26 protein-coding genes and 1 riboswitch are annotated in these 22,897 nt (G+C 45.9%); of the genes, 2 read left to right on the top strand and 24 right to left on the bottom strand.

Annotation, left to right across the window (positions count from 1 at the left end; genetic code table 11):
- Nucleotides 1-59: 59 nt before the first annotated feature.
- From J2T20_RS21485 to J2T20_RS21425, 13 genes are all read right to left on the bottom strand, one after another.
- Complete coding sequence (locus J2T20_RS21485) at nt 60-1,013, bottom strand: ribose-phosphate diphosphokinase (RefSeq protein WP_036651607.1); 954 nt, start codon at nt 1,011-1,013, stop codon at nt 60-62.
- 143 nt (nt 1,014-1,156) lie between these two features.
- Nucleotides 1,157-2,557, bottom strand: coding sequence for a bifunctional UDP-N-acetylglucosamine diphosphorylase/glucosamine-1-phosphate N-acetyltransferase GlmU (gene glmU / locus J2T20_RS21480; protein WP_307591364.1), 1,401 nt, complete (start codon nt 2,555-2,557; stop codon nt 1,157-1,159).
- A gap of 272 nt (nt 2,558-2,829) precedes the next feature.
- Entirely contained in the window at nt 2,830-3,117 is a 288-nt protein-coding gene (spoVG, locus tag J2T20_RS21475) for a septation regulator SpoVG (protein WP_020425826.1), read from the bottom strand.
- A 196-nt stretch (nt 3,118-3,313) separates the two neighbouring features.
- On the bottom strand, nt 3,314-4,141 hold the full coding sequence (gene purR, locus J2T20_RS21470; RefSeq protein ID WP_307591362.1) for a pur operon repressor: 828 nt from the start codon (nt 4,139-4,141) through the stop codon (nt 3,314-3,316).
- A 125-nt stretch (nt 4,142-4,266) separates the two neighbouring features.
- Nucleotides 4,267-5,121 carry a 4-(cytidine 5'-diphospho)-2-C-methyl-D-erythritol kinase gene (gene ispE / locus J2T20_RS21465; protein ID WP_307591360.1) on the bottom strand — a complete coding sequence of 285 codons (855 nt, stop codon included), beginning with the start codon at nt 5,119-5,121 and terminating at the stop codon, nt 4,267-4,269.
- Nucleotides 5,122-5,274: 153 nt separating this feature from the next.
- Nucleotides 5,275-5,451 (bottom strand): small, acid-soluble spore protein, alpha/beta type, encoded by a 177-nt coding sequence (locus J2T20_RS21460; RefSeq protein WP_307591358.1) that lies wholly within the window; start codon nt 5,449-5,451, stop codon nt 5,275-5,277.
- 119 nt (nt 5,452-5,570) lie between these two features.
- Nucleotides 5,571-5,846, bottom strand: a complete 276-nt coding sequence (gene veg, locus J2T20_RS21455; RefSeq protein ID WP_036651625.1) for a biofilm formation stimulator Veg — start codon at nt 5,844-5,846, stop codon at nt 5,571-5,573.
- Between the two features lie 238 nt (nt 5,847-6,084).
- Complete coding sequence (gene yabG / locus J2T20_RS21450; protein WP_307591356.1) at nt 6,085-6,990, bottom strand: sporulation peptidase YabG; 906 nt, start codon at nt 6,988-6,990, stop codon at nt 6,085-6,087.
- A gap of 70 nt (nt 6,991-7,060) precedes the next feature.
- Nucleotides 7,061-7,945, bottom strand: a complete 885-nt coding sequence (rsmA, locus tag J2T20_RS21445; RefSeq protein ID WP_307591353.1) for a 16S rRNA (adenine(1518)-N(6)/adenine(1519)-N(6))-dimethyltransferase RsmA — start codon at nt 7,943-7,945, stop codon at nt 7,061-7,063.
- Entirely contained in the window at nt 7,942-8,493 is a 552-nt protein-coding gene (gene rnmV / locus J2T20_RS21440) for a ribonuclease M5 (RefSeq protein WP_307591351.1), read from the bottom strand. Before rnmV ends, rsmA begins: the two co-directional genes overlap by 4 nt.
- 173 nt (nt 8,494-8,666) lie before the next feature.
- A complete protein-coding gene (locus tag J2T20_RS21435; protein WP_307591350.1) occupies nt 8,667-9,818 on the bottom strand; it encodes a 3D domain-containing protein in 1,152 nt (383 codons plus the stop codon).
- Between the two features lie 287 nt (nt 9,819-10,105).
- A riboswitch (cyclic di-AMP (ydaO/yuaA leader) is annotated at nt 10,106-10,339 on the bottom strand.
- 200 nt (nt 10,340-10,539) lie between these two features.
- Nucleotides 10,540-11,310, bottom strand: a complete 771-nt coding sequence (locus J2T20_RS21430) for a TatD family hydrolase (RefSeq protein WP_307591348.1) — start codon at nt 11,308-11,310, stop codon at nt 10,540-10,542.
- Between the two features lie 56 nt (nt 11,311-11,366).
- Entirely contained in the window at nt 11,367-12,650 is a 1,284-nt protein-coding gene (locus J2T20_RS21425; RefSeq protein ID WP_307591346.1) for an HD domain-containing protein, read from the bottom strand.
- 359 nt (nt 12,651-13,009) lie between these two features.
- On the opposite strand from J2T20_RS21425, the gene J2T20_RS21420 reads away from it, so the two are divergent.
- The gene (locus J2T20_RS21420) at nt 13,010-13,264 is read left to right on the top strand and encodes an AbrB/MazE/SpoVT family DNA-binding domain-containing protein (RefSeq protein WP_036651645.1); all 255 of its coding nucleotides are present in this window, start codon (nt 13,010-13,012) and stop codon (nt 13,262-13,264) included.
- A 366-nt stretch (nt 13,265-13,630) separates the two neighbouring features.
- Here J2T20_RS21420 and rsmI read toward each other — a convergent pair whose 3' ends face one another.
- From rsmI to J2T20_RS21370, 10 genes are all read right to left on the bottom strand, one after another.
- Nucleotides 13,631-14,536 (bottom strand): 16S rRNA (cytidine(1402)-2'-O)-methyltransferase, encoded by a 906-nt coding sequence (gene rsmI / locus J2T20_RS21415; RefSeq protein WP_307591344.1) that lies wholly within the window; start codon nt 14,534-14,536, stop codon nt 13,631-13,633.
- Nucleotides 14,533-15,303, bottom strand: coding sequence for a tRNA1(Val) (adenine(37)-N6)-methyltransferase (locus J2T20_RS21410; protein ID WP_307591342.1), 771 nt, complete (start codon nt 15,301-15,303; stop codon nt 14,533-14,535). Before J2T20_RS21410 ends, rsmI begins: the two co-directional genes overlap by 4 nt.
- Before the next feature lie 87 nt (nt 15,304-15,390).
- Nucleotides 15,391-15,765 carry an initiation-control protein YabA gene (locus J2T20_RS21405; protein ID WP_307591340.1) on the bottom strand — a complete coding sequence of 125 codons (375 nt, stop codon included), beginning with the start codon at nt 15,763-15,765 and terminating at the stop codon, nt 15,391-15,393.
- A gap of 30 nt (nt 15,766-15,795) precedes the next feature.
- On the bottom strand, nt 15,796-16,596 hold the full coding sequence (locus J2T20_RS21400) for a PSP1 domain-containing protein (protein WP_307591338.1): 801 nt from the start codon (nt 16,594-16,596) through the stop codon (nt 15,796-15,798).
- 147 nt (nt 16,597-16,743) lie between these two features.
- Nucleotides 16,744-17,718 carry a DNA polymerase III subunit delta' gene (gene holB / locus J2T20_RS21395; protein WP_307591336.1) on the bottom strand — a complete coding sequence of 325 codons (975 nt, stop codon included), beginning with the start codon at nt 17,716-17,718 and terminating at the stop codon, nt 16,744-16,746.
- A 17-nt stretch (nt 17,719-17,735) separates the two neighbouring features.
- Nucleotides 17,736-18,179 carry a YaaR family protein gene (locus J2T20_RS21390; protein ID WP_307591334.1) on the bottom strand — a complete coding sequence of 148 codons (444 nt, stop codon included), beginning with the start codon at nt 18,177-18,179 and terminating at the stop codon, nt 17,736-17,738.
- A gap of 110 nt (nt 18,180-18,289) precedes the next feature.
- Complete coding sequence (locus J2T20_RS21385) at nt 18,290-18,619, bottom strand: cyclic-di-AMP receptor (protein WP_036651664.1); 330 nt, start codon at nt 18,617-18,619, stop codon at nt 18,290-18,292.
- A gap of 95 nt (nt 18,620-18,714) precedes the next feature.
- Nucleotides 18,715-19,359, bottom strand: coding sequence for a dTMP kinase (tmk, locus tag J2T20_RS21380; RefSeq protein ID WP_307591333.1), 645 nt, complete (start codon nt 19,357-19,359; stop codon nt 18,715-18,717).
- The gene (locus tag J2T20_RS21375; RefSeq protein WP_307591332.1) at nt 19,360-20,994 is read right to left on the bottom strand and encodes an aminotransferase class I/II-fold pyridoxal phosphate-dependent enzyme; all 1,635 of its coding nucleotides are present in this window, start codon (nt 20,992-20,994) and stop codon (nt 19,360-19,362) included.
- Between the two features lie 225 nt (nt 20,995-21,219).
- Nucleotides 21,220-21,405, bottom strand: a complete 186-nt coding sequence (locus tag J2T20_RS21370; RefSeq protein WP_036651672.1) for a sigma factor G inhibitor Gin — start codon at nt 21,403-21,405, stop codon at nt 21,220-21,222.
- Between the two features lie 209 nt (nt 21,406-21,614).
- On the opposite strand from J2T20_RS21370, the gene J2T20_RS21365 reads away from it, so the two are divergent.
- The gene (locus tag J2T20_RS21365) at nt 21,615-22,139 is read left to right on the top strand and encodes a hypothetical protein (RefSeq protein WP_307591329.1); all 525 of its coding nucleotides are present in this window, start codon (nt 21,615-21,617) and stop codon (nt 22,137-22,139) included.
- Nucleotides 22,140-22,200: 61 nt separating this feature from the next.
- Here the strand turns inward: J2T20_RS21365 and J2T20_RS21360 are convergent, their stop codons facing one another.
- Complete coding sequence (locus J2T20_RS21360; RefSeq protein WP_307591327.1) at nt 22,201-22,614, bottom strand: hypothetical protein; 414 nt, start codon at nt 22,612-22,614, stop codon at nt 22,201-22,203.
- Nucleotides 22,615-22,897: the final 283 nt, after the last annotated feature.

The following is a 22,897-nucleotide window of genomic DNA, read 5'->3' as shown; positions in this document are numbered from 1 at the left end:
CGCCGACAAGGGTTACATCTCCATAAACGGAGGTGTAACCCTTTTATATTCTCAGCAGCTTATTCGATCTCGAACAATTTACTGATGGAAAGCTCTTCGTGAACGCGGATAATAGCCTCACCCATAAGCGGAGCTACAGACAGCACCGTGAGCTTAGAGGTTGGATTTTCGCTACGAATAGGAATCGTATCCGTTACAATAATTTCCTTAATCGGAGAATTCTCAAGACGTTCATGGGCAGGGCCTGACAAGACAGGATGCGTACAGCAAGCATATACTTCCTTCACGCCGCCTTCCATAAGAGCGTTGGCTCCAAGAACAATTGTGCCTGCCGTATCAATAATATCATCAATAAGGATGGCAGTTTTACCTTCAATATTCCCGATAATATTCATAACTTCACTGACATTCGGCTCTGGGCGGCGTTTGTCAATAATCGCCAAAGGAGCATTAAGGAAATCAGCCAGCTTTCTTGCACGTACAACCCCGCCATGATCCGGTGATACAACAACAGGGTTCTGGATTTGTTTAGAACGGAAATACTGGGCCAAGATAGGAACACCCAGCAAGTGATCTACCGGAATATCGAAGAATCCTTGAATTTGCATAGCATGAAGATCCATCGTAATAACACGGTGAGCGCCGGCTTTTTCAATCAGGTTAGCAACCAGCTTGGCCGTAATTGGATCGCGCGAACGTGCTTTACGGTCTTGTCGGGCATATCCATAGTAAGGAATAACCACATTGATACTCTTGGCGGATGCACGTTTCAAGGCATCTACCATAACAAGCAGTTCCATTAGGTTGTCATTAACCGGACCACAGGTAGACTGCACAATATATACATGGCAGCCTCGCACACTCTCCGACAGCTTGACCTGAATTTCTCCGTCACTAAAGCTGGTGGTATGGGATTCACCCATAGGAATACCGATGTAATCAGCAATTTGATGGGCAAGCTTAGGGTTGGAGTTACAGGTAAAGATTTTTAATTTGGAATCGCAATAAGTCATAAAATTTAAACCCTCCGTGACGGAATTTAACTTTTCAAAGACGCCGGCGCGGAATATTCAAAGAAATCAGTGCCTGCAAGGATACGAGGTATCCCAACTCGATGCAGGCGTCTGTTCTAGTCCGTGTGGCGTTACAGCATGCTTTACGATGGACTCGACTGGTTTTTCTTAGCTTTCGCACGGGAGCGGATCTTTTCCGCATACCCCGGTTTGTTCTCTTGCCGCACTCTGGCAATGGCAAGGTCATTCTCAGATACCGAACGTGTAATGGTTGACCCGGCGACAACAAAAGCGCCTTTACCCACAGTGACCGGAGCAATAAGGTTTACGTTGCTGCCAATAAAGGCATCATCCTGAATTTCAGTTCTAGCTTTATTATATCCATCATAATTAACGGTGATTGCTCCGCAGCCAACATTTACATTCCGGCCAACAGACGCGTCACCGATGTAGCTCAGATGCGAAACTTTAGAACCGTCACCAATGGTAGCATTCTTAATTTCCACAAAATCACCAATCTTTACCTCATCACCAAGAACAGCACCTGGACGTAAATAGGCAAAAGGCCCAACGGTAGTCCGTGCGCCGACTTGTGCCTGACTTAGTACGGAGTGCTTGATCACTGCTCCGTCTAGTATTTGGCAGTCTTCGATTTCACTCGCAGGTCCAATCTCACAATTGTCCCCAATCACGGTATTACCTTTCAGAAGCGTTCCTGGATAAAGAATGGTATCGGCTCCAATAATAACATCGGCTCCAATATAAGTAGCTGTAGGATCAATAATAGTCACACCATTCAGCATATGCTGCTTGTTGATGCGTTGTCTCATATGTCCTTCGGCTTCTGATAATGCGAGGCGGTCATTTACTCCAATAGACTCAGCAGGATCCTTCGCCTGGTATCCCAGAACAATATCACCTTGTGTCTTTAGAATGCCGATGACATCCGTCAAATAATATTCCTGTTGATTGTTACTGTTCGTAACCTTATCCAGAGCGGCGAACAATTTGGAGTTGTCAAAACAATAAGTGCCTGTATTAATTTCGCATACAGCAGCTTCTTCCGCAGTGCAATCCTTCTGCTCTACGATCTTTAGAACACCGCCGTCTTCACCGCGAATAATTCGTCCATAACCGGCTGGATGTTCCATCACAGCTGTTAGTACGGTTGCGGCTGCCTTACGTTGTTCATGAAGAGCCATAAGCCCTTCCAGTGTTTCCGTTGTTACAAGCGGTGTATCTCCGCAAATAATAATGGTTGTACCTTCTTCCTTGCCAAGCAAATCCTTCGCCTGCTTCACGGCGTGACCGGTACCTAGCTGCACTTCCTGCAGCACATATTCCGCCTTCTCGCCCAAATAAGCTTGAACCGCTTCTGCGCCATGCCCAACGATAACAATACTTCGTTCGCATCCGGTCGCTTTTACTGTATCAAGCACGTGCCCAACCATCGGCTTACCGCAAACGGGGTGCAGCACTTTATATAATTTAGATTTCATACGCTTGCCTTGACCTGCGGCAAGAACTACAGCCATTCTTTTCAAGAATGCCAACCTCCTACTCTTGAACTCACTACTGAATATATCTCATTCCGGGCAAAAAGAAAAGAGAACCATTAAGGCATGGCTCCCTTTTCTTCGAACCCCAATAAGAAAAACATTTATCACTGCCCTTTCGAAGATGTCATACATTCCTTCAATAGCAGCAGCTTCTCTTGCAAGATCAGGAAGAAATCCAAGAAGTTTGAACAGTCTGATCTTATAAAAATGGCATGACCTTAATGCCGCCAGCAAGGGCAGCAGTCTTTCAAGAAAGCTTAAGCTCCCTCTTCAATAACTTCTTCTTCTTCCGTAGCGGCGCGATCGTACTCGGCCAATACAGCGGATTGGATCTTCTCGCGTGTTCCCGACGAAATCGGGTGTGCGATGTCGCGGAATTCGCCGTCCGGTGTACGTTTGCTGGGCATAGCAACGAACATCCCGTTGTTACCGTCGATCACTCGAATGTCATGAACAACAAACTCGTTATCGATGGTAATGGATGCAATTGCTTTCATTCTCCCCTCAGAGTTGACGCGGCGGAGTCTGACATCCGTAATTTGCATGTGTGTGTTCACCACCTTTTTCCATCAGAGACTTGGTGTATAATTCCACACAGCAAAGCGAATTCCTTCTTTTTCATTCCAAAAAATGACTGTTAAAGAAGAATATTTTTGCGATACCATCGGTTTCGACATAAAACGAGAAGCTCTTTCAATATTCCTCACCGATTCGACAAATTCCATGTTACCTATACTATCCTTATGTTGCGAAAAAGTTACCGGGATGTGCCGAGATACGCTTCTCCTTGGAGTCGACCTCGCTCAGCTTCACAAGTGATACATAATCATGAAGCAGACGCTCTTCCCATTCTACCGCACCTGATTCTACCAGGACACCTACGCCGGCCACCTGACATTTGAACTCTCCCAGCAGATCAACCATGCCTCTTACGGTTCCACCCGCTTTCATAAAGTCGTCCACGATAAGGACACGTGATTTCTCCGGGAGTGCACGTCTGGATAATGACATCGTATGAATGCTCTTATGTGAACCGGATACATAGTTGATGCTTACGGCTGAACCTTCCGTTACCTGATGATCCCTGCGAACCAATACTACAGGTAAACCCAATTGAGCAGCTGTTGCATAGGCAAGCGGAATACCTTTTGTCTCTACGGTCATCACGGCGTCTATTTCTGCTCCGTAAAAAGCCGTAGCAATTATTTTACCCGCCTGCTCCATTAAAGAGGGCAGTCCCAACAGGTCTGACATATACAGATATCCACCGGGTAAAATCCGGTCGCTTTGTTCTAATTGGACACATAGTCCGCGGACGAAGGAAAGGGCCATATCTTTTGGCATTCTAGGAATAAAGCGTACACCTCCGGCTGCGCCGGCAAATGTCTGCAGCTCTCCCATACCTTCTCCTTCAAACACTTCTTTTATAATAGCCAAATCCTCACTAATAGACGATTTAGCCGATCCGTATCGGTCGGCAAATGTAGACAGTGGTAACAGGTCATGGGGCTTTTCAAGTAAAAATTGAGTCATATCTACCAAACGCTGACTTCTCTTAAGTTTTTTCACGGAACGCTCCTCGCCAAAACCGAATAATATAGAGAAATATATCACTTTTGTACGGGTTTATACAAGAAGAAACAACTTTGCCGTTCTTTAAGGAACATTTCCGTTTCACCTAGACAGGATAAATTCTAAGTCAACATCCGTACTGCATATACTTCCTTACAAAATCCCCGCAGCCCGTTGTAGATTCTGGCTACCTTGGATTGCTTGGAGACCAAACCAAATACAGTTGGACCGCTTCCGGACATCAGTACCCCGTCTGCACCTAATTTGATCATGGCTTCCTTCAGTTGCTGCACCTCAGGGTGCAACTTAAGAGTCACTTCCTCCAACACATTCCCGAGCTTATCGCATACGTCTTGGAAGTCCCCTTCCTCAATGGCCTTTCGCATTAGGAGGGATGAAGGATGCACACCAATGATGCTGCTGCGCAGGCGTCCGTACACCTCCGCTGTAGACACATTAATTGGGGGCTTCGCCAGAACGACCCAACATTGCGGCGGGCTTCCAATCGGTGTCAGCTTCTCACCGCGTCCCGTTGCCAGAGCGGTTCCTCCGGTGATACAAAATGGCACATCCGAACCTAACTCAGCTCCAAGCGCCAATAGCTCTTGGGTGGGAATATCAAGCCCCCACAGGCGGTTTAATCCCCGCAGGGTAGCTGCCGCATCACTGCTGCCGCCTGCCAGTCCGGCTGCTACTGGGATTCTTTTATCCAAATGAATATGTACGCCACTCTTTACATCGTAACGGTCTTTAATAAGCCTGGCAGCCTGAAATGCCAAGTTTTTCTCATCCAGCGGAATATAGCCGGCCTGACTTGATATTATAATCGAATCCCGCGGCATCTCTGACAGCTCCAGGCGGTCCGCCAGATCGACCATGGTCATAATCATTTCTACCTCATGAAAGCCATCCGGGCGCTTATGCAGCACATCCAGCATTAAATTTATTTTAGCCGGCGCTTTTTCATACATCTTCAAGGCGTTCACCCACCTTCATTTTTCCCTCAAAACAACTTAACATATTATATGAGAAACTTGTACCTAAGTCCATTCTAAAGTAAAACGCACAAAAGAACACCGCTATTTAAAGCCGGTGCCCTTCAAATAATCAAAACATGACATAAATGAGAACTACGATTTACGTGCGGCCTCTTCTGCAAGCTGAATCGCTCGCTTCACCATATTCCCTGCATCCTTCGCCTTAATACCGCCCCAACCCTCACGCTCAACGGTATCATAGAAGCCCAGATCCTTGGCCAGCTCCGTCTTAAGCTCATCAGACATCACACTCCGTCTTCTGCGGCTCATATTCGGTTCCTCCTTAGGGTATTGGATAACGTTCGTAATACCTCATTAGTATGGTTGCTGTTCACAGGAATCATGCACGAAAAAAACAGCCCCCCGAAGGAAGACTGTTTCTGAATCATTTAAGCTTTAATATACATAACTCGCATCTGCCCGTCATCTTCGCAGACTGTGATTTCCACAGATTCAGTAAGTATATCGGTATAACTGTAGGAGACACGTTTGAACGTTTGTTGCTCCTGGTCTAGTTTGACAATGAATACAGAAGGGTACGTTTCTTCCAGGACTCCGGTACGCTCGACGGTTTTACGGCGACCACCGTTTGCACGTAGCGTAATCTTATGACCGACATGAGCTTCGAGACTGCGTTTAATTTCCAACAGCGCGTTATTAGCCATTACCTGACGACCACCTCTTTCCTTGTCCATTATACATCTTTATATATCTCCTGTCAAATCAAATAAATAATTATAGATGATGTAAAAATGGTTGTCAACGGATTTTTTTTGCCCATGGGGAGTTACTCAGCTTCGCCCTTGTTATCGGAAACAAAGCTTGTATGTATACAAACTAAAAATAAGAAAGGGAGGCTTTTTAGCCCTCCTTTCTTAATAGAACTTAACGCTGCAACACTCTTCACATTACTGAGGGCGTTACCTTTAATGTAGATAGATTTTGAGGCCTTGGCATCCCGATTCGAAAGGTCCCGCGTGTCTCAATCCCGCCAACTCCTTGGCTGCCACTGATCGTATGGTTCAGTACGTCGTTCAGGTTAACGGTATCCCGAATAGAGGTGAAGGAAGCTTTGGCCGCTATATACACCGGATCTAAAGCATGAATTAAAATCCGCCCCGGGGAACTGGCGAAATTCGCCCCTGCGCCCAGCAGCGCTTCGAAATGGGACTGGCAGGCCCCGGCTACAATAGTCAATGCATCAAAGTTCCGCTCATAATCCCGAGCAATTTGAATCGCCGTTACAAAGTTTTGCGAGTTTTTATAGCTGCTCAGACTATATAAATCATATGCCGCATGATGTTGCTTCAGTACTCCGTCATGGCCCGTAATTACCACAATATCCGGACGTACACGGGGAAGAAGTCTGAACAAGGTATCCGCCATTGCAGATTCATGAACATGATGTCCTTCAGCGGGAATTCGCAATTGCTCGTATAAGCTAAGACTTTTGTTCAAATACGCCGGATCTCCGTCAAGATGCAGCACCTTCCCGGGTACTTCAAAATGAGACGCTTCTTTAGGAACTTGCTGAGTCCAAGCGCCAATTGCAGCCCCTAAACTTCGCTGGCTTTGCTCAAGCCTATCCTTCTGCAGTAGCGTCAATGATTCTCTTGCCTTAATCTGCGCTCTTTGTCCCCGCTCCGTAGTACGGGTAGGAGGCACTTGAATCAAGTCGTGGAGCGGAGAGTCCGCCAGCAGACGGAACTCTGTCCCTTTGATGACGGCCTTATTTTGTACTATATGCTCCACGCGAAAAGTCACATCGCCGCCATAGGATTTACGAACGACCAGGTCTCCCAAATTCATTACAACATCACCTCTACCCCATCCTATGGGCAAAGGTCACGGTTGGTTCTTATTCTGACATGTTTTTAGCCTAAGCAATCCCTGCTGCCAACAGAACGCCGCTGAGACGGGCATATTCCTCAATGCTAAGTGTTTCCCCTCTGCGGGTTGGCTCAATTCCAGCCTCCGCCAGTAATGCCTCCAGGCGCTCTCGGCCCTCTTGGGGGAAATAACGGGCTTTAAGATTATTGGCAATCGTCTTGCGACGTTGAACGAAACAAGCCTGTACCACTTCAAAGAAGTGCAACTCATCGGCAACCTCAACGGGTGGTTGCTGTCTTACCTTCAAACGGATAACCGCTGATTCCACATTCGGCTCGGGGATAAATACCGTTTTGGGAACTTTACAGACCAGTTCAGGCTCACTGTAGTATTGCACTGCAATGCTAAGACTTCCGTATTCTTTGCCACCTGGTGAGGCTGCCATTCGTTCAGCGACTTCCTTTTGAATCATGACCACAATATTATCTAAAGGCAGTTTCTCCTCCAGCAGCTTCATGAGTATGGGTGTAGTTACATAGTAGGGTAAATTAGCCACTACACTGACTCTCTCCACCCCGGCAAAGTCTTCCGCGAACAATTCCTTAAGGTCAACTTTCAAGACGTCATCATTTCGCACTTTAACATGAGGATAAGGGGACAATACATCCCGTAAAATAGGAATCAGCCTGCGGTCAATCTCTACAGCGGTTACAGCACCGGCTGTCTGAGCCAAACGCTCGGTTAAAGCTCCGATTCCTGGGCCAATTTCCAAAGCCCCTGCGCTGCTGTCCAGTTCTGCTGCTTCAACAATTTTGTCAAGAATATTTTGATCAATCAAAAAGTTTTGACCTAGACTTTTTTTGAATGAAAATTTGTAGCGTTGAATAATTTCCTTAGTTCTCTTCGGGGATGATATTTGCTCTCTGCCGTTCATGAAGTGAGACCTCCTAATTCAATTTGGGCGAGAGCCTGGGCAAATTCCTCCCGCGTAATGCCAAACATCGACAGCCGTTTATACAACTGTTTGCCGTTACAATAACCGATTCCAAGTAAATTCCCCAATGCCATTCTTCTTTCTGCAGCATGAGGATGAACCAGCATTCCCGCCTCCATCAGATCATCAATTCCAATAACAGGGATGGAACCTTCAAAAGCGGTATGCACATGCGCCAGTGCGTGTCGTATCGCTTCTGGTGAAGCATTCTCCACGCCGATATCTCCTTTGCGAGTTGCATCCTTCTCTGGAATAAAGGCATGTTTACAGCCAGGTACTTTAGCAGAGACGATCTTACGTATGCGTTCACCCGCATGGTCCGGGTCTGTCAGGATAATGACGCCTCTCCGTTCCATAGCCAGCGCGATTTTGGCGATGATGCTATTGTTCACGGCTGAACCACCCGTCTCAATCGTATCTGCCTCTACCGCCCGTTTCACAGCCACTGTATCGCTTTTCCCTTCAACGACAATCATTTCCTTAATCATAATATCTTCCTTTCGGTACAACTCCATACAACGCAAAAAGAAGAGGATTCGCCCCTCTTCTTTTTGGCTAAAGAATGTATAAGTGATGAGCGACAGCTCTGCGATCTTTGACGTTCCATATTCTGCTACTCATCACTATAGCTTATAAGGCGTTTTTTTGCAAAAAGTAACGATTAATCCAACTGCGGTTTGACCGGTCCAATCACATACACGGTACGTGACTTACGGCCGAAATTACGAGCATTGCTTAATGAATCATAATATACATCGATCTTATTGCCATTGATGGCACCACCGGTATCCTCAGCACGGCGGAAGCCTAATCCCTCAATATAAACCCACCATCCCATAGGAATAATATCTGGATCAACAGCAATCGTTCGACCTTCCGTTACGCGTGTTCCGGAGGCAGTACGGGTACCGATACCTGGTTCTTCCGAAGAATAAGCCGTCATTGAGACATTCTTAATTATTTTTTTGTAATCGAAGTCTACGCCTGCTTTACTTGCGACGTTAGTGCTGCTTGCAGACACTTTAGTTGATTTGGAGGTCGTTTTAGAAGTTTCTACTGCAACAACAGGCTTAGGAATAGCTTTGGTCCCTATGGCAATGACTTTATCTTTGGTTACCGTTTGTACTTCCTTTCCAAGCATACGCATGGAGGCAAGTACTCCGTCTTGATAGACCTTTTCGATATGCTGAATCATTACACCGGGTTTGCCGGCCTGTGCTACTCTGACTGTACCCTTAGGAAGGGAGGGGTCCGCTGTCTTGATGATCCGGAAAGGTAAACTCTCCGTCCGCTCTACGATTTGCTTGTTTATGCGGACAATTTTGATCTCCATGTTTGCGGCTACTGTGGTGTCTAACGAAGGAAAAATCTTATCAGAGCCCTTTAATGCAATTCCAAGCTTGTTAATCGCAAGGCCAATGGTGCTCTCGGTTGTAAAGAGTGTCTTGGTCTCTCCATCGGCAGTAAGGCTAACCTGCTTCGCACGGGTAATGACGACACGGTCACCATCCTGTAACTTATCACTAAGCCCTAGAGAAATTTTGTCATGCGGCTGCAGCGAAATCTGTTCCTTCGCCAGCACATCACCTAGAAGCGATTCGCGGGTTTCCAGCGCCTGGACTTGCCCGTCTATTACTAAAACAAATTGTTTGCTGCTTTGACCGTGTACGTACAGCAGAATTAATAGCGCGATAGCGATTGAAACCACGCCTGCAAGTGAAAGTACGCGCAAATTCACTTGCTCCCACCGTAATGCGTAAGACCTGCTGGATGATTGTGAATCATGGGATACCTCTGGTTGGAATACGCCCATTCTCTCCATCCTCCTTACATAGCCTCGTCGTCTACTAGTTTTACAAGCTGACTGAATATGTTCTGACGATAACTATTTGAGATTGTCACAGGACACGCCTACATTTCTCTTTGCGTCTCCTGCTCATGGATCGCCTGCCCGGCATAGCTTCTCCCACTCCTGTTGTATAACAGTATGTCGGAAACATTCACTTTATTCAAAACAAAAGAAGCCTAAAAGAGTACTTATGAGGACTCTTTCGTGGCTTCTCCGGTGTAAGAATACGCGAGAATGTGTATGCACGAGGTTTCCTCTCTTACTTGCGCTTACGGGGTTAGCTGTCGGGTTCGGGCGAAAGAGAGACGCCCTATTTCAGGTCACCCGCTCACGGCGGTTGCCCTTAAATTCACCCCAAAGACCACGTAAAGAAATCAAATATTGTCTGCGGCATGCTTCTTGTGTACTCTATGTACGGCGATACAGTACGGCATGACAATATTGGTTCCCCCGTTCTCCATACGGAGACTCAGCGAGACGATCCATGAATCAATGGCTGTTTACAAATATCAACAGCTCACTGCACTGAAAAGATGATAACGTGTTTTGATGCATGTTGTAAAGTCCACTTCAAGCACGTTTACGTAAAAAAATGATTAAAATATTGTAATATTCGGCCGTTTTTTCATTAAAAAAGTTTAATATATCGTCTATACTCTTTTTTTCGGCCCATTTACTCCCGTTTTCAGACAATCCCAAATCGTTCCAGTGCGTTCGCATACGTAATTTGAGCCATTTCCTCCCAAGTTATTCCTTTTATTTCCGCGGCTGCCTCCGCCACAAGCTTCACATGTGCGCTCTCATTTCGCTTTCCACGGAAGGGATGAGGGGTTAGATATGGAGAGTCTGTTTCGATAAGCAAACGGTCTAAAGGGGTCTGGGCAAGCACCTCTTTGGGAACTCTGGCATTCTTAAATGTGATGGGTCCCCCAAATGACAAATGAAAACCTAAGTCCAGACATATTTTGGCAGTTTCCCAGCTGCCTGAGAAGGAGTGCATGACGCCTCCAACCTCATTTGCCTTCTCTTCCCTCAGGATTCTAACCACATCCTCATGCGCATCTCGATTGTGAATGGCTATCGGCATGCCCAGTTCACGGGCCAAGCCAATCTGCTGTCTAAATACATGTTGCTGAACATCCTTTGGAGATGTATCCCAGTGATAATCAAGTCCGATTTCCCCGATAGCCACCACTTTTTTATGGCTGCACAAGGAAGCAATCCATTCCAGATCATGTTCTGTCATGTTGATGGCGTCTACCGGATGCCATCCGACTGCTGCATATATGAAATCATAAGATTCAGCAAGCTTCATCGTGGAGGGAATCGTCTCCCTATTGAATCCAATATTTATCATTTTGCTTACTCCGGCTTTCACTGCACGAGCGATGATTTCGTCGCGGTCTTCGTCAAATTCCGGAGCATCCAAATGAGTATGTGTGTCAAAAAGAAACATGTTTTGCTCCCCTTCCGGCTTGTATATTTCTATGAACATTTCATATTATTTTTGTATTACCTTCTGAATAATTCTGCAATCGACGAAGGCAGCTGCGCAATTACTTTATCCAGCTTGTCCTGGGGAAAATAAAGGTGATATCTTCCACGATGAATGCCGCTTATTGAGCGCACAATATCGGAAACCTCAGAGATTTCCCGAAGTCGCTCCTGCCGGTCTAACAGCAATATTTGCTTGCTGTCAAAGCCCTCGCCTGGACGGAATACGTCATACGGAAGATCCGTGGGAAAATCCACTTCCAAGTCATACTCCGGATGGAGTCCCGCTGCGCCAAAGCTTCGGCGGATTTCGTCAATGGTTTCCAGATCAAGGTTCTCCATTTCCACATATTTATACAGTTTACGATGGATGAATCGGTTGCACAAGTCACTCAGCAATTCATCCTTTTCAAGAGTCCATTGCATAAACGCCGTTTGAACAAGCGCCTCATCTAACAATAAATATTGCTCAACTGTCACCTCACCTCGAAATAAGTCACTGAGCGGTTCTATCATGAACTTGAAATTAAATTCCTTTTGAACAAGCTCCTTAGCTCGCCGGAAGATCTGACGCAAAATAATTTCAGAGCTTCGCGTAACCGGATGAAAATATACCTGCCAATACATCTGATATCTGGACATTAAATAATCCTCAATAGCATGCATACCCGATTCCTTCACTACAACTCGTCCATTGTAAGGGCGAAGCACCCGCAAAATACGATCAATATCAATAGTTCCGTAATTTACACCCGTGTAGTATGCATCCCTAAGCAAATAGTCCATACGATCCGCATCTAGAGGACTCGAGACCAAATTCACAACAATGGCATGCTCATAGGTTTTAGAGATGACCGAAGCTACTTTATTTGGAAAATCCACTTCTACATCCCTTAAGATTTCAGTAATCTCCGTGTTTTCTAAAATAATTCTACAAGTCCAATCCTCATGGTTCATATCAAAAGCTTCCTCAATGGAATGTGAAAACGGACCATGCCCTAAATCATGAAGCAACGCTGCACATAAAGTGAGCAATCTTTCCTCCGGTATCCAGTCGCCATAGCCGCTTCTTTCAAACTGGGAAATAATTCGTCTTGTAATTTCGTACACACCGAGAGAATGTGAAAAACGGCTATGCTCCGCACCGTGGAAGGTGAAATATGAAGTGCCTAATTGGCGAATTCGGCGTAAACGTTGAAATTCCTTCGTATTAATTAAGCGCCAAATGATGGTATCCTGCACGTGTATATAGTTATGAACCGGATCTTTGAAAACCTTTTCTTCAGTGAGCGGTTGTTTCATGAAATCAGCTCCTTAGTATCCATAGGGTTTGAAGGATTCGCCTTGTCTTTGTATGACAGTTAGTGTCTTTGAATAGCAGTTGGTGTCTCTTGATGTCGAATAGTGTCGAAATAAGGACTTCCAAATTATTAACCTATTTTTTTACAATATATTGGCTATTTTACGAAGAAATAAGCGTTGTATAGAGAAAATTATTAAATAAACTTTAAATTTCTTGAAAAACAGGTTGACTGTTTTGGGAATGGTTGGTATTATAAGTATCATAAAACAGAGAACAATGTCGAATAATGACACTTTTGATTATTTATACTAATGATTACTTTACGATTTTTATGATTTTGAGAGGAGCAATAAATATAATGATGAAATCAACCGGTATTGTGAGAAAAGTAGACGAACTTGGACGGGTAGTTATTCCTATTGAATTGCGTCGTACACTAAGCATTGGAGAAAAAGACGCCCTTGAGATTTATGTAGACGGTGAGCGTATCATGCTCAAAAAGTACGAACCAGCTTGTATCTTCTGTGGTAATGCTGAAAATGTTACCTATTTCAAAGGAAAAATAGTTTGTCACGAATGCATCTCTGCTATCCCTACCCCTGTGACAAATTAGAACTAATAGTATATAATAGGACTTATCAAATTGTTAATTCTAACCTTTTTTATATCTCCTTAACCTCCCGCATATACGGGAGGTATTTTTTTGCCTTTTTCACCCTCCCAAACCCTCCCTACAGGGAGGGCCCCAAGGGCTCCGCCCTCTGGACACCCGGAATTTTCGGTTAAACAAGGGAGTACGAGGTGAGAAGTAAGTACTGGCGAGGGAATCGGTTCTTATCGGGTTCCCCTTACGGGAGCACCCTCAGAACCTTACATACTAAAGGCTCCGCTCTGTGCAAGCACAATCGCTGCTCTCCCTGTGGGAATCGCCAACTACTCCAAGGCAATGACGCTCTCCCTTCGGGAATTGCCAACTACTTCACTCCTTTGACAATAGGGAGTTATAGATATCTCTTTTCGAAACACTGCGGTCAGAGGCCACTTTTTTCATAGCTTCCTTGCGTGGAATATCTAATGCCTCGTAATGGGTTACGTGCTCCTCGACGCTTAGCTTACGCCACCATGCAGACTCTGCGCTTTCTGCCTCCTCCTTGCTCTCACCTTCTACAACGATGACATATTCCCCAAGAGGTGGATGCTCTACCAGCCATTCACTGCATTCCTCAATAGTTCCCCGTACGAACTCCTCATACCGCTTGGTAAGTTCACGGGCTAGAACAATCCTGCGGTTACCGAATGCCTCCAGTAAATGGACAAGGGTCTTACTGACTCGATGAGGGGACTCATAGAATAATAATGTCCCTTGTGTGGATCGAAGTGTGGCCAATACCGCACGGATATCTTTGCGCTCCCGAGGCAGAAATCCGGCAAAAGTAAAAGTTGAGGTAGGCAGTCCTGAGGAGATCAAGGCCGAAAGAGCTGCGTTTGCTCCGGGTATGGGAATGACCGGAATCCCCTCTTGAATGGCGAGTGCTACAAGATCGGCTCCAGGGTCAGAAATCGCCGGCAGACCAGCATCGCTGACAAGCGCCAAATTTTTTCCTTCTATTATATACCGAATTAATTCAGGCCCGCTCGCCCCCTTATTATGCTCGTGATAGCTGAATAACAATGAGGGTGAAATTTCAAAATGACTTAACAATTTACGGGTTTGCCGCGTATCTTCAGCAGCGATAATATCGCATTCCTTCAAAGTTCGAACGGCCCGGAAGGTCATGTCCTCTAAATTTCCAATTGGTGTAGCCACGAGGTATAGCGAACCTGTTCCTTCCGGTTGGTGTCCATCATCTCTAACATGAAAACTGCTTTGGCGTGTTAATGTCATGATTTACCCTCTTTAGCTCCGTAGTAGATATCCAAAATCTCCTGGCAGTATTGATTGTCCTCATTATAAACGATCAATGGAGGCTGTAGACGAGCCTCAGGCTTTCCGTCACGTATGGCTTCAATAAGTACCATATTAGCTTCCATATGAGCACGAGGGTGTACAAACCGAATGATTTTCGGTTCCAGCCTGTATTGTCTCATCAAAGTCATAATATCCACCAGCCTTTGCGGCTTATGAACCATACTCACCTTGCCTCCGGTACGGACTAGACGGACACAGGCCTGAATAACCTCTTCCAAGGTGCAGCCCAGCTCGTGACGCGCCATTGCCTGATGAGTATTCAGCTTAAGATCACTTCCGTTAAGCGGCATATAAGGTGGATTAACCGTGATAGCATCGTAAACACCATGACCTTCCACCTTATACAGCTCACGTAAATCTCCTTCATGTATGATAACTCGCTCTTGAAGCCCATTAATGGCTACACTTCTGCGGGCCATATCCGCAAGGCGTGGTTGAATTTCAATTCCTTCTATAGATGCTTTGGTACGTGTAGTAAGCAGCATCGGAATAACTCCGTTGCCCGTACAGAGGTCAAGAACACGGCCTCGAGGCGGAACACTCGCAAAACGTGCCAACAGCACCGCATCCATGGAAAAACTGAATACTTCATCACTTTGGATAATGCGTAAATCGTGAGTCAACAAATCATCTATCCGCTCGGACGGCAATAAAGGAATAGGTACTTCATTTAATGGGTTCATTCTTATAATCTCCTAAAAAGTTATATTAAATCTGATGAATCTTATCAAAAAAACCGTAGGCATGGTTCTCCCTACGGCTGAATATCCTTATTTATTAAGAAAAGACAGACAGAACAGACAATCGCCCTCCGTACGCAAATGTCCAAAATAGACATTGCAAATATGGAACCCTTCATGATAAAGCCGGGCTAAATTATCATAACCTTCCCCGACAACCTCCTCAGGACCTTCACCAGTAGTCAAAATTGCTGCCGGATCCGCAGAGTCTGCTGCGGGCGAGTCAAAGGGTATCGGTGCTTCTCTTTTTAAAATCTTGCGTAGCTGCTCATTCTCCAGACTAAGCCTTTGATTAGCTTCCATCAAATCTTTTACAGTCTGTTTCCAATTACTAAGATTGGTTCGCATGCTCTCCATCTGAGCTTCCATATCCTGCATGTGTGCAAATATATTTTTTTTCTCCAAGTTTCCACCCCGAAAGTAACCTTTAATGGTTTACTTGACGACAACATCATCCATTGGAAGTTCTTTAACTTTGCCCACTTCAAACAACTGTACATGAACTGTGCGGCTTCCAGCATTAATTCCTACTACCTTACCATCTCCAAGGGAGGTGATTACTACTTTACCAACCGCAGGCATTTCTTCCTTAACACTTTCATAATTATCATGCTCAAATTTCAGGCAACACATGAGTCGTCCGCAAAGTCCGGAAATCTTAGTTGGATTAAGCGAAAGATTCTGATCCTTAGCCATTTTGATCGACACCGGTTCGAAATCACCCAGCCACGATGAACAACACAGAACTCGTCCGCAAGGGCCCAAGCCCCCCAGCATTTTTGCCTCATCACGAACACCAATTTGGCGCAGTTCGATTCGAGTACGGAAGATGCTGGCTAAATCCTTTACCAATTCCCGAAAATCAACGCGACCCTCGGCTGTAAAGTAAAAGATAATCTTATTTCGGTCAAATGTGAATTCCACATCGACAAGCTTCATTTTAAGCGCATGATCACGAATTTTATTCAAACAGACCGTGAATGCGTCCTTTGCTGCCCCTTTGTTCTCTTCCACTACACGAGCGTCAGTATCACCGGCGATACGCATAACCTTCTTAAGCGGAAGAACCACATCTGATTCCTGTACTTCTTTTTTGCCTATAACGACTCTACCATATTCGATCCCGCGAGCCGTCTCAACAATGACGCACTGATCCCTTTCAATCGGGAATTCAACTGGATCAAAATAATATATTTTACCCGCTTTTTTAAAGCGGACACCTACTACGCTATACAAAAACTAACCCCCTTGTATGCCGGTAAAAAGAACCCGAGCCGTCCGCTCCCCGATGATTCATGCTTGTCCTTTCTCATCCGTTAAACCGATACTTCTGGTTAAAGCGACATCCGGAGGATATATGCAAGCACAAATAATAATTATCCATCAACTTTCCAGACGAATTAAAAATTGTTCCAAACACAACTGGGCATTAGCATTAGACCGCAGCTTTTTTGTGCTTTCAGCCGCAAAGTCCATATAAGCTACCCACTCTGTTGCATCGCGGAGATCTGCGTGCCTGGAGATGAAGTCTAACTGATCTATAAAAACAATACTCTCGTGCTTTCGGTACAGGAAGTAGAGCATATCTTTGAACCATAGGTGGAACATGCTGAAAAGGATGTCCAAATGTTCACCAAGCCCGGTCTTGAACAACTTCTGCCCCACGGTCGCCACCGCAGAACTTCCCTTGCCCAAAGACTCCTTTGCTAATTGTAACATTAGATTTCTCATTTCTGCAAACCAATTCTGTTGCAAAAGCTCTCTGCAGCCCTCTAATCCTGAAGTAAGGGATACCGCACACCGGGCTAGAGGAGCAGGAATGCCCTCACTTGCCAATGCCTGAAGCATAATTTCCGGATGCAAGGGACTAAAGGGAATGCGTTGGGTGCGCGATTGAATGGTTGGCAGTAGTGAACGGCTGTTGTCAGCTATTAGTATACCAACAGCTGGTGCAGGCGGTTCTTCTAAAAATTTCAACAGACTGTTGGCGGCTTGTACCGTCATTTTATCTGCTTCATCTATAATATACACCTTTGGGTTTGGACTTCCGGAACGGTAGGAAAAAGCCCGCTGCAAATCTCGGATCTGATCTATTTTGATACTGGCTCCATCTGGTTTAAGGAGCTGAAGATCCGGATGGTTGCCATGCTCCACCTTTCGACATTCCAGACATTCCCCGCAAGCATCATCCTTAGACTTTATACAAAAAATAGCCTGTGCAAACGTAAGGGCGGTCTTCATTTGTCCACTGCCGGCCGGCCCACTGAATAAATAGGCATGGCTTACAGCTTCTTTACGCAAAGCATTTTGAAGCAGCCGCTTGGCATTCTCCTGGCCCAATATATCATGAAAAGGCATAAATTCCTCCTGAACTTTTAAAAAGAAAGGTTAATCAACATTCCACGAATTTCCCCAACCCGTCCCAATAAATCAATACGGCCCTCTTCACTTTCCAGTAAATCGTCCGCTAAAGATAACAAAGCCTCATCTATTTCATCAAGAAGCTTATAACGCTTACCACGGCCGCGGCGATCCCAACCCCGTGTTTCCTTCAGAACAACACCTCGTCTAGCTGTTTCCTCCAGAAATCGTTTGATCATTGTCCGATAAATAGTTAGTTCACGTATGGTCATCGATTTGGACAACCGATCACCCTGTACCTGAATATCCTTAATCTGCCGGGTTAACTCATCACGCGTTGCCTGTTCACCCTGTTGCTGAAATACGTCAGAGAAGTTTTTTTGCTTGACTGGCCTATTTGCGCCTTCGACATTAGTCAGATCACTCTTAAGGGGCCTATAGCCCGGATTAATTTTCACAGGAATTCCCCCATAACTCTTTCTTCGGCGTATTAAGGGTCCCGCCACGCAGAAACGGTCTGTACAGTTGACTTACTAACGTAAACAACCGTTTCTGCGGTACTGTTGATTTAATAATGCTCAAAACGATCGACAGGAAGCACGAATACGGTAGCTCCGCCAACCTGTACTTCTACAGGCAGCGGCAAATATGAATCAGTCGTGCCACTCATTGGAGTCACCGGAGTCACAAGCTGCTCACGAACCTTACAACTGTTACGGATGACATTCAGAACACTCTCAACCTGGATGTCCTCGATCCCTATCATAAACGTGGTATTCCCCGCCCGTAAAAATCCGCCGGTACTTGCCAGTTTTGTGGCACGGAAATTAGCCTTAACAAGCTCACTCGACAAACGATTGCTGTCCTTATCCTGGATAATCGCAATGATTAATTTCATCTTTGCATCCCCTCCTTGAAGTTTGTAGTAACCTGTAATTCTTTATCATATGAATTTCTGCCCATAATGTACTGATGTTATATATTAGACAAAACTCATTGAAAATCCTTTAATATCCTCACTTCCAGCGTTCGTATAATATCCTGTTCTACGCTGTGAAGAGGGCGATTGGCATCCAAAACAACTATACGCTCAGGATAGGCTGCTGCCACTAGCTGGTACCCTTCCCTAACCTTACGGTGGAATTCGACACTCTCCAAATCCAAACGATTCACTTCACGTTCCTGATTTGCAGCAATTCGGGACAAGCCAATCTCAGGCTCAATATCCAGATAGAATGTAATGTCGGGCATCCGGCTACCTATCGCAAAGCGATTAATGTTCCAGACTTCCTCTATTCCTAGTCCTCTGGCATACCCTTGATACACAAGACTGCTGTCTACAAAACGATCACAAAGTACAGTCAGCCCCTCTTTTAGAGCCGGTTCGACACGTTCCGATAAATGTTGGCTTCTGGAAGCTGCATAGAGCAGAGCTTCTGTCCGTGCATCCATAGCCGTGTGGGCAGGATCTAGAATAATGGACCGTATTTTCTCTGCGATCTCAATTCCACCAGGCTCACGGGTAATCAGGTAAGGCATGGATCTATTTTGCAAATAGGCGGCTAGTCTTCCCATCACTGTGGTCTTACCGGAGCCCTCGCCGCCTTCTAATGTAATAAACAATCCTTCGCGGGCCACTTATACCTCTCCGCCTTTCCTAATGTTGTACACTACTATACTTCCTAATGACGGATCAGCTGCAGCCTGAAACTTGGCCCCTGCACGAGATAAAGCTGTTAGTCTGCTGCATATCCCGCTGGTAATCCTTTCACCGGGGTACACTAAGGGGATTCCAGGGGGATACGGAGTGACCATTTCTGCAGCAATTCTACCCACGCTGTCCTGCAGCAGAATACTTTCTTTCTCCCCAGCAGCCACAGGCTTAAGGGAGAAAGGGACCGGTGCCGAAATGATATTATCTTTGTAATTGTTCCACGTGGAAATATTCACTTTGTCCGAATTTGTGTTAGATATGAGTTCTTCCACCGCTGAGCTCTGGTTAATAGCACACGAGGCTAATGCTAATATCGTACCCCCTGTAATCTCGGATTCTAACTCGATGTCTATCTCTCTCAGGGCATCAAGGAGACGAATCGCATCTTCCACTCTGGAGCCTAGGCTGAATGCGAGCACTACGTGCCGGTCATCGCTCATCTCCGGCACACACCCCCGGGCTTCGAGCCGGCGCTGCAGCTCGAACCCGCCCAGGACCCCGGTGACGTCATAAATGACGGCCTTGAAAGGGTCCTGTGTGACATACGCCGCCTCTCCCGGCGGCGTGATTGCTACGGCGGAGGCTGCGCGGCCCCCGCCGGAGTGCTGCAGCGGCGGTGCCGGCTGCAGCAGCCCATAGCGCGGCAGCTCCGCCAGGCCGCGCCGCAGGGTATTCACGGCGGCGAGCCCCGCCGTGAAGGCCTCCGGCCCCTGGCTGTGCACCAGCCGCCGGGCCAAATCGAGCGAAGCCATCACGGGGTATGATGGGCTGGAGCTCTGGACCATGGCGAGCCGCTGCCGCAGCAGGGCGCGGTCGAGCCGCGGCCCTTGTATATGCAGCATGGCGCCCATGGTCAGCGCTGGAAGCATCTTATGCGTGGACTGCACTACGCCGTCCGCGCCACAGAGAAGCGCCCCGGCGGGCAGCGCGGGGTGCAGCCCGTAATGCGCCCCATGGGCCTCGTCAACCAGCAGCGGTACACCGCAGCTGTGGCAGGCCTCTGCTAGGGGCGCAAGATCAATGCCCATGCCGTAATAATTAGGCATGGTGATCAGGACACCTGCGGCATCAGGGTGAGCTGCCAAAGCAGCCTGCATTGTCTCTACCGCCGGAGCTACGGCAATCCCGCTGTCAGGATCCAGCAGCGGTTCCAAAAACACAGCCTTCACCCCACCCAGCATCAACCCGTGAATCACAGATTTATGCACATTCCGCTGCAGAATCAAGGTCATTCCCGGTTCTGAGCATACCGTTAGGATCAGTGCCAGGTTACCAGCTGTACTTCCTCCAACCATAAAAAAGCTTTCCTCTGCTCCAAAGCAATCTGCCGCCAGTTCCTGCGCTTCCTTTATAACTCCTTCTGGGTGATGCAGATCATCCGTACCGGTAATCTCTGTAACGTCAGACCTCATAACTTCGCTTAGAAAGCCTGCGCTGTAAGCGTCGCTATATGCCCGTCCGTTTTTATGCCCGGGTACATGATAAGAAGTATTACCCTTTTCTCTATATAGTTCCAGCATTTCATATAAAGGCGCTGTATTGCGCTGTTCGTCATTCATCAATCTATTCCTTCCACAGCAGGCTTCCTTCTATTTTAACGCAAATGTATGAAAACGCCTATTACTCAATAGAAAACAGAGTCTTATACACAATAAAACGGCCTCTCCCGCAGGTAGCACGGTGAAGCCGCTTATGGAACATATCTTTATTCAACCGATGTGGCACCGTTTTCTCCACCGCCCACTCTTTTTTCGCTGCAAATATATGAAACGCAGCTTCTGTAATCACGCGTTCTTTTGCAGGCCGATCTTCTTCATGCGACCGATAAAAAAGCGATACTTAGCATCTTCAGCCTCTGTACGCACCATTTCCGCCTCGCAATCCTCACAAATAAAATGCGAGACAATCACAATACCTTCTTCTTTAACCTGCCCGCAAATGATACAAGCTTGCCCGTTTTGTTCTTCCATATAGCCATCCCACCTTGACTCTTTTAAGAACAGTATGATACACCTTCTATCATTTTAAACCCTTTCATAGTTTTTTCATATCCTAGGGTATCCTATATTATATATATTCTACTGTCATTCAGTTGGTGATTTTCACTTCCGTTTAATAAAAAGCCTTAAAATGCCGATATTAGGTACAAGACAACTTGTAAGGAGGTCAGCCTTTTTGTATGGAAGCCAATCCCAAAGGTTCAGCTACATTTTATCAATATAAGCTCATTCAAAAAAATAACATCTCTATTAGGATGCTGCGAATTTATCTAACGCTTCCTCTTGCATTTATTCTGCTGGAAACCTTATTTCTCTCCCGGCTAAGCTTACTCTATTTTATTATAGCAGCGCCTGTCGTTTTATGGATTCAGTATGTAATCTCACATTCAGTGCTGATTATCACAGGAAACCGGGTTACAAAGAAATGGAGGTCTTCATTCAGGCTTCCATGGATAGGTTATATGCCTGATCAATATATCAGTTACAGTCTGTTTAAAAGAGTCCAAATGCATAACTTTTGGATCGGCCTTTGTATTCCGGCCCTCTTTATTGTTTGGGCTCCACCCGCTTTTACCCTTTCGATGGCTCTATTCCACTTGTGGTTGTTGCTACCACGTTTATACGCTTTGTTCCGTCTAAATCTCGGTCACGAGCAAGGAATGTTGAAGTTCAGTCCCACCGATGCCTCCTATTACTCTCAGTAAAAAACTGCAGTTTTACATAGCTCAAAATAAAATGAACACCATCTCCCGGATGGCGTTCATTTTATTTGCTTTCTAGTCCTTTTATAGAGGTCTTTTTTTCTTTGGGTACCATAACTATGAAATAGTCGTCATGTACAGTTACATGAACGTTCAACCCATCCTTTTGAAAAACCCGGGAGGCACTATCCTCAGCCTTCTTCTGTTCAATCCAGCCCCATGCCTCAATTGCCTCTATATAAGGCTTAGGAATACTTTCTTTTTCCTTCAACCCTGGTAAAGAATAGCGTACATAATCCATAGCTACATTCGTAGTCATCCTATCTGGGGAGTTCGCTTCTTTAGGAACGGGAAAACTCTTCTCATTCAGTGCACCTTCAAACGATTGCCATGAAGGTTCCTTCGTTCCACAGCCTGCTATTAGTCCAACCACTATACAAAGAATGAATAGCGTCCAGAACCGTCTAGTTCGCATCATACCTTAAATCCTCCTTACCTCTACCATGCATCTAAAGACACAAGAAAATTCGAAATCGGAATTTTTGAGAGTAGTTCATTCGTATTAAGGTTTTGCTTAATATTTGCACATTCCTATTATACTTGTATCCAACGACCTGTCGGTAACAAAAATGTCACCCTATTTTGCTAGTAAATATAACCCTATATAACAAAAAACCACTGTTGAATGAATCAACAGTGGTCTCATGTGCTTGGCAACGTCCTACTCTCCCAGGACCCTTCGGTCCAAGTACCATCGGCGC

Source organism: Paenibacillus wynnii (assembly GCF_030812855.1).
Classification (GTDB): domain Bacteria; phylum Bacillota; class Bacilli; order Paenibacillales; family Paenibacillaceae; genus Paenibacillus_AQ; species Paenibacillus_AQ wynnii_A.
Note: the sequence above shows the minus strand (reverse complement) of the source record. Positions and strands in the feature narration are given on the sequence as shown.

What these genes read in the sequence shown, in the direction of transcription:
- J2T20_RS21485 (WP_036651607.1), bottom strand. Translation starts at nt 1,013, where the DNA reads ATGACTTATTGCGATTCCAAATTAAAAATCTTTACCTGTAACTCCAAC.
- spoVG (WP_020425826.1), bottom strand. Translation starts at nt 3,117, where the DNA reads ATGCAAATTACGGATGTCAGACTCCGCCGCGTCAACTCTGAGGGGAGA.
- J2T20_RS21460 (WP_307591358.1), bottom strand. Translation starts at nt 5,451, where the DNA reads ATGAGCCGCAGAAGACGGAGTGTGATGTCTGATGAGCTTAAGACGGAG.
- veg (WP_036651625.1), bottom strand. Translation starts at nt 5,846, where the DNA reads ATGGCTAATAACGCGCTGTTGGAAATTAAACGCAGTCTCGAAGCTCAT.
- yabG (WP_307591356.1), bottom strand. Translation starts at nt 6,990, where the DNA reads ATGAATTTGGGAGACCTGGTCGTTCGTAAATCCTATGGCGGCGATGTG.
- rsmA (WP_307591353.1), bottom strand. Translation starts at nt 7,945, where the DNA reads ATGAACGGCAGAGAGCAAATATCATCCCCGAAGAGAACTAAGGAAATT.
- rnmV (WP_307591351.1), bottom strand. Translation starts at nt 8,493, where the DNA reads ATGATTAAGGAAATGATTGTCGTTGAAGGGAAAAGCGATACAGTGGCT.
- J2T20_RS21435 (WP_307591350.1), bottom strand. Translation starts at nt 9,818, where the DNA reads ATGGGCGTATTCCAACCAGAGGTATCCCATGATTCACAATCATCCAGC.
- J2T20_RS21430 (WP_307591348.1), bottom strand. Translation starts at nt 11,310, where the DNA reads ATGTTTCTTTTTGACACACATACTCATTTGGATGCTCCGGAATTTGAC.
- J2T20_RS21425 (WP_307591346.1), bottom strand. Translation starts at nt 12,650, where the DNA reads ATGAAACAACCGCTCACTGAAGAAAAGGTTTTCAAAGATCCGGTTCAT.
- J2T20_RS21420 (WP_036651645.1), top strand. Translation starts at nt 13,010, where the DNA reads ATGATGAAATCAACCGGTATTGTGAGAAAAGTAGACGAACTTGGACGG.
- rsmI (WP_307591344.1), bottom strand. Translation starts at nt 14,536, where the DNA reads ATGACATTAACACGCCAAAGCAGTTTTCATGTTAGAGATGATGGACAC.
- J2T20_RS21410 (WP_307591342.1), bottom strand. Translation starts at nt 15,303, where the DNA reads ATGAACCCATTAAATGAAGTACCTATTCCTTTATTGCCGTCCGAGCGG.
- holB (WP_307591336.1), bottom strand. Translation starts at nt 17,718, where the DNA reads ATGCCTTTTCATGATATATTGGGCCAGGAGAATGCCAAGCGGCTGCTT.
- J2T20_RS21385 (WP_036651664.1), bottom strand. Translation starts at nt 18,619, where the DNA reads ATGAAATTAATCATTGCGATTATCCAGGATAAGGACAGCAATCGTTTG.
- J2T20_RS21375 (WP_307591332.1), bottom strand. Translation starts at nt 20,994, where the DNA reads ATGAATGACGAACAGCGCAATACAGCGCCTTTATATGAAATGCTGGAA.
- J2T20_RS21370 (WP_036651672.1), bottom strand. Translation starts at nt 21,405, where the DNA reads ATGGAAGAACAAAACGGGCAAGCTTGTATCATTTGCGGGCAGGTTAAA.
- J2T20_RS21365 (WP_307591329.1), top strand. Translation starts at nt 21,615, where the DNA reads ATGGAAGCCAATCCCAAAGGTTCAGCTACATTTTATCAATATAAGCTC.
- J2T20_RS21360 (WP_307591327.1), bottom strand. Translation starts at nt 22,614, where the DNA reads ATGATGCGAACTAGACGGTTCTGGACGCTATTCATTCTTTGTATAGTG.